The organism is Saccharomonospora halophila 8 (assembly GCF_000383775.1).
GTDB classification, from domain to species: Bacteria; Actinomycetota; Actinomycetes; order Mycobacteriales; family Pseudonocardiaceae; genus Saccharomonospora; species Saccharomonospora halophila.
In genome coordinates, this window is the sequence record NZ_KB912485.1 from 71,911 (window position 1) to 76,711 (window position 4,801).

Sequence of the window (4,801 nt, forward strand, 5' to 3'; positions counted from 1 at the left end):
GACGGCGGTGCGGCGACGGCGGGCGGGGTCGAGCCCGCCCGGACGGTGGCCGCGCGGGTCGTTGACCCGGAGCTGCCGATGCTGACGCTGGCCGATCTCGGCGTCCTGCGCGACGTCCGGTCGGACGGCACCACGGTCATCGTGGAGATCACGCCGACGTACAGCGGCTGCCCGGCGCTCGACACGATGCGGGCGGACCTCGTGCACGCCCTGCACGAGGCGGGGCACACCGAGGTGGAGGTCCGCACGGTCCTGCACCCGCCGTGGACCACGGACTGGATCACCGAGGCGGGCCACCGCAAGCTCGCCGGGGCGGGTATCGCCCCGCCCACCCCGGCAGCCCGTGGAGAGGGCCCGGTCCCGCTCACCCTCACCCCGCCGCCCCGTCGGGTCCCCTGCCCCCGCTGCGGCTCACCGGACACCGAGGAACTGTCCCGGTTCGGCTCCACCGCCTGCCGCTCCCTGCACCGCTGCCGAACCTGCACCGAACCCTTCGACCACGTCCGTCCCCACTGACCCCACCCCGCGAGTCGCCACTCCAGAACCGCGAGATGACTCCCCAGAACCGCGAGATGACACGAGCCGCAGAGGAGACACCGTGACGGCACCGACGAGGACACGGCCCCGGACCGCGTTCCACACGCTCACCGTGGCCGGGGTGACGCGGCTGTGCGAGGACGCCGTCGCGGTGACCTTCGACGTGCCGCCGGAGCTGGCGGACGACTACGCCTTCCGTCCCGGCCAGTCACTGACGCTGCGGCGCACGGTGGACGGACGGGACGAACGCCGGTCGTACTCGATCTGCGCCCCGGCCGGGGACCGGCCGCGCATCGGGGTGCGGGAGGTGCCGGGCGGACTGTTCTCGTCGTGGCTGGTGCACCGGGTGCGGCCGGGCGACCGGGTCGAGGTCGGCACCCCGACGGGCACGTTCACCCCGGACACCGACCCCGGCGGTGGGCACCACGTCCTCGTGGCCGCGGGTTCGGGCATCACGCCGGTCCTGTCGATCGCCGCGTCCCTGCTCGCCCGGCCGGGGACGGCGGTGACCCTGTTCTACGGCAACCGGCGCAGCGACACGGTGATGTTCGCCGACGACCTCGCCGACCTGAAGGACCGGTACCCGGACCGGTTCGAGCTGGTGCACGTCCTCTCCCGCGAGCCCCGCGAGGTCGAGCTGTTCAGCGGCCGACTCGACGCGGAGAAGCTGACCGCGCTGCTGCGGCTGCTGCCCGCCCCCGCCGACATCGACCACTGGTGGCTGTGCGGCCCGTTCGGGATGGTCACCGGGGCCCGCGACGTGCTGCGCGGGGCGGGGGTGGACCCCCGGCGGGTGCATCAGGAGTTGTTCTTCGTCGACGACGTGCCCCCCGAGCCGGTGCGGCACCGGGACGCACCCGTGGAGGGCGCCACGACCGAGGTCACGGTGACGCTGGACGGGCGCACGACGGTGACGAACATCGGCCCGGACACCGCCGTGCTGGACGGCGCCCAGCGTGCGCGTCCCGATCTGCCGTTCGCCTGCAAGGGCGGGGTGTGCGGCACCTGCCGCGCCCGGCTCGTCGCGGGCGAGGTGACCATGCTCCGCAACTTCGCCCTGGACGAGGACGAACTCGCCGCAGGCTACGTCCTCACCTGCCAGTCCCACCCCACGACCCCCACCGTCACAGTGGACTACGACGCCTGACCGGGTGGCCGCCGGGGGTTGTCGTGAGGGGCACTTTCCCTGCGTGTGGTGCAGTGAATGTGCCCCTCACTGCGTCCGACGCAGGGAAAGTGCCCCTCACGGCACAACCCGGGTGACCACGCGGTCAGTCGCGGGCGTTCACCCGGCGGAGGGTGCGCATGGCTTCGGCGAGGGATTCGGCCTTGTCGTGGCCGAGGGGGTCGAGCACCGTCTCGCGGAGGATGCCGGCGCAGGCCTCCCGGGCCCGGTCGGCCACCTCGACGCCGTCGTCGGTCAGACAGGCGTAGGTCACCCGGCGGTCCTGCTCACTGGGTGCTCGGCGGACGAGTCCCGCCGCCGTGAGCCGGTCGGCCACCTTGGTGAATCCGCCGCTGGACAGCGCCGCCTCGCGCGCCAGCCGGGTCATCGGCATCCGGTGCTCCGGCGAGCGCACGAGCCGGAGCAGCACGTCGAACTCGGCGGGGGAGAGGCCGAAGCGTTCGGCGATCTCACCCATCAGCCGTTCCTGTGTGGCCAGATATCCCTCGATCACCAGCCCCCACCAGGTCACCAGTTCGTCGTCGTCACGCTGTGTCGCCACGCGTCGCAGTCTACCGGAACATGTCTTGCGGGAATATTTCTTGCTCGCAAGAGTTTATCCGAGTAGCGTGGGAGGTACCCGCGCGGCGAGGAGGAACCATGTCGTTCACGACCAGCGGACTGCACCACGTCACCGCGATCGGTGGCGACCCGCAGCGCAACGCCGACTTCTATCTGCGGACGCTCGGGTTGCGGCTGGTGAAGACCACCGTCAACTTCGACGATCCCGGCACGTATCACCTGTACTACGGCGACGAGTCCGGCAGGCCGGGGAGCCTGCTCACCTTCTTCCCGTGGCGGGACGCGCCCCGGGGCCGGGTCGGCACCGGGCAGGCCACCACGACGGCGTTCTCCGTTCCGGAACACTCGATCGGATGGTGGAAGCAGCGCCTGGCGGATGCGGATGTGCCCACCAGCAGGGTCGTCAACCGCGACGACGAGGACACCCTCCACTTCCGTGACCCGGACGGGTTGCAGCTGGCGCTGGTCGCGCATCCGCAGGGTGATCCGCGGGACCCGTGGGACACCCCGCTCGTGCCCGGCGAGCACGCCGTCCGTGGGTTGCACTCGGTGACCCTCTCGGTCACCCGGGAGGACGCCACCGCGGGGATGCTGACCGAGGGTCTGGGCCTGCGCTTCGCCGCCGAGGACGGCAACCGCTTCCGGTTCACCGCGGGCGACGGCGGCCCCGGCGCCACGGTCGACGTGCTGGTCACGCCGGACGCCCCGCGCGGCCTCGTCGCGAACGGCACGGTGCACCACGTGGCCTGGCGGGCACCGGACGAGCAGACACAGGCCGCCTGGCGGGAGGAGCTGACCGACCGCGGCATCGAGGTCACCTCGATCATGGACCGGCAGTACTTCCGGTCGATCTACTTCCGCGAGCCGGGCGGCACCCTGTTGGAGATCGCCACCGACCAGCCCGGGTTCACCATCGACGAACCTCTGCTGGAGCTGGGGCAGGCGCTCAAGCTGCCGCCGTGGCTCGAACCGGATCGCGAGCGGATCGGGAACGCGCTGCCCGCGCTGGACCTGCCCGCCGAGAACAACCCCGGACAGCAGGTGCGGGCATGACCGATCTGGCACTCGAACACGAGTACGTGGAGGGCAGTCCGACCGCCCCGGTGCTGCTGCTGTTGCACGGCACCGGGGGCAGCCCCGCGGACATTATCGCGCTGGGCAGGGAGCTGTGCCCCGCGTCGCCGATGTTGGCACCCGCGGGGCCGGTGTCGGAGCACGGCGCGGCGCGCTGGTTCCACCGCCTGGCCGAAGGGGTGTTCGACGTCGACGACGTCGTGTACCGGGCGGGGCAGCTCGCCGACTTCGTCACCGAGGCGCGCGACCGCTACGGCCTCGGTGGGCGCAGGCTCGTGGCGGCCGGGTTCTCCAACGGCGCGAACATCGCGGGGGCGGTGACGCTGCTGCGTCCGGACGTGCTGAGTGAGGCGGTGCTGTTCGCGGCGATGCTGCCGGTGCCGGATCCGCCGCGGACCGACCTGACCGGGTCACGCGTGCTGCTGGCCAACGGCCGTCACGATCCGATGGCCCCGCTGCAACACGCCCAGGACCTGGTCGCCGTGCTGCGCGACCGGGGCGCCGAGGTCGCCGAACACTGGCACACCGGCGGCCACCAGATCACCGTCGACGGCCTCGCCGCCGCGAAGTCCTGGCTCACTCCGGCCGGCTGAGCGCGTCCTGGGATTGCCGTGAAGGACCCCTTCCCTGCATTGGACGCAGCGAGGGCCCCCTTCACGGCGTTCAGCGCAGGGAAGGAGTCCTGCACGGCACCACCGGGTGGGGCAAACGGGTGAAGGCCCGTTACTCGGGCCCGTGGGGACGGTGTCGCGCTTTATAGTCGCTGTGGTATCCGACACCCTGGGGACGGCCGACGATGAACTTCGACGACATGGTGAATTGCCCCCGTTGCCTCGGCTCCGGGCTCGCACCCAACCGGAAGGACCCCTGTGCCAACTGCGGAGGACTCGGGCAGGTCCCGAAGTGACGACTGCGCGATGTGTGCGGGTTCGGGCACGCTGACCTGGGAGCAGCCGCAACCGTCCGGTGTATTGCGCACCATCGAGATGCCGTGCCCGTCCGGGTGCGGGGACCACTGGAAACACCCGCGGGCCGAGCGCGACCGGGTCGTCGCGGAGGAGGGTACGGTGCCCGAATGGCCGGACGGTGTCCCGGGTGGCCCCCCGGCCGCGGGTGACCCGGGGCGTGCGGGCGAGGGAAACGTCGCCGCGGCGAACCGGATCGGGGCGGAGTTCATCCGCCGTGCACTCGAACACTGGGGCTTCGCCGCGAGGACGTCCGACCCCCGCGACAGGTGACACCCGAACCGGTGAAATCCGGTTGGCACTACGGCGCAGTAGCATCGGTGGCCGTGACATCCCTGGTGCGGCGCGCGGGACGACTCGCGGGCCATCTCGCGCGGACGAGCTATGTCCTCAGCAGGCGACTGCCCGGCGCCGACGCGGTCGCCCCACCCCTGGCCGGAGCCGTCGGGGACGACGCGACCACCGGGGCCGCCCCGCG

General features: G+C 72.1%; 6 protein-coding genes. 5 read left to right on the plus strand and 1 reads right to left on the minus strand.

All coding sequences use genetic code 11. The features are described 5' to 3' along the window. The first annotated feature begins 45 nt into the window (after positions 1-45). Both paaD and paaE read left to right on the plus strand, forming a co-directional pair. Entirely contained in the window at positions 46-516 is a 471-nt protein-coding gene (gene paaD, locus SACHA_RS0102275) for a 1,2-phenylacetyl-CoA epoxidase subunit PaaD (protein ID WP_028662811.1), read from the plus strand. Between the two features lie 82 nt (positions 517-598). After that, positions 599-1,684, plus strand: a complete 1,086-nt coding sequence (gene paaE, locus SACHA_RS0102280; protein WP_019806882.1) for a 1,2-phenylacetyl-CoA epoxidase subunit PaaE — start codon at positions 599-601, stop codon at positions 1,682-1,684. Between the two features lie 124 nt (positions 1,685-1,808). On the opposite strand, the gene SACHA_RS0102285 is transcribed toward paaE, so the two are convergent. Beyond that, positions 1,809-2,264: a MarR family winged helix-turn-helix transcriptional regulator gene (locus SACHA_RS0102285; protein ID WP_019806885.1), complete on the minus strand. Its 456-nt coding sequence runs from the start codon at positions 2,262-2,264 to the stop codon at positions 1,809-1,811. A gap of 98 nt (positions 2,265-2,362) precedes the next feature. On the opposite strand from SACHA_RS0102285, the gene SACHA_RS0102290 reads away from it, so the two are divergent. The 3 genes from SACHA_RS0102290 (at position 2,363) to SACHA_RS0102300 (ending at position 4,596) form a co-directional block, all read left to right on the plus strand. Then, positions 2,363-3,337 (plus strand): ring-cleaving dioxygenase, encoded by a 975-nt coding sequence (locus tag SACHA_RS0102290; RefSeq protein WP_019806887.1) that lies wholly within the window; start codon positions 2,363-2,365, stop codon positions 3,335-3,337. Then, complete coding sequence (locus tag SACHA_RS0102295; protein ID WP_019806889.1) at positions 3,334-3,951, plus strand: alpha/beta hydrolase; 618 nt, start codon at positions 3,334-3,336, stop codon at positions 3,949-3,951. Before SACHA_RS0102290 ends, SACHA_RS0102295 begins: the two co-directional genes overlap by 4 nt. Positions 3,952-4,275: 324 nt before the next feature. After that, entirely contained in the window at positions 4,276-4,596 is a 321-nt protein-coding gene (locus SACHA_RS0102300; RefSeq protein WP_019806891.1) for a hypothetical protein, read from the plus strand. Positions 4,597-4,801 lie beyond the last annotated feature (205 nt).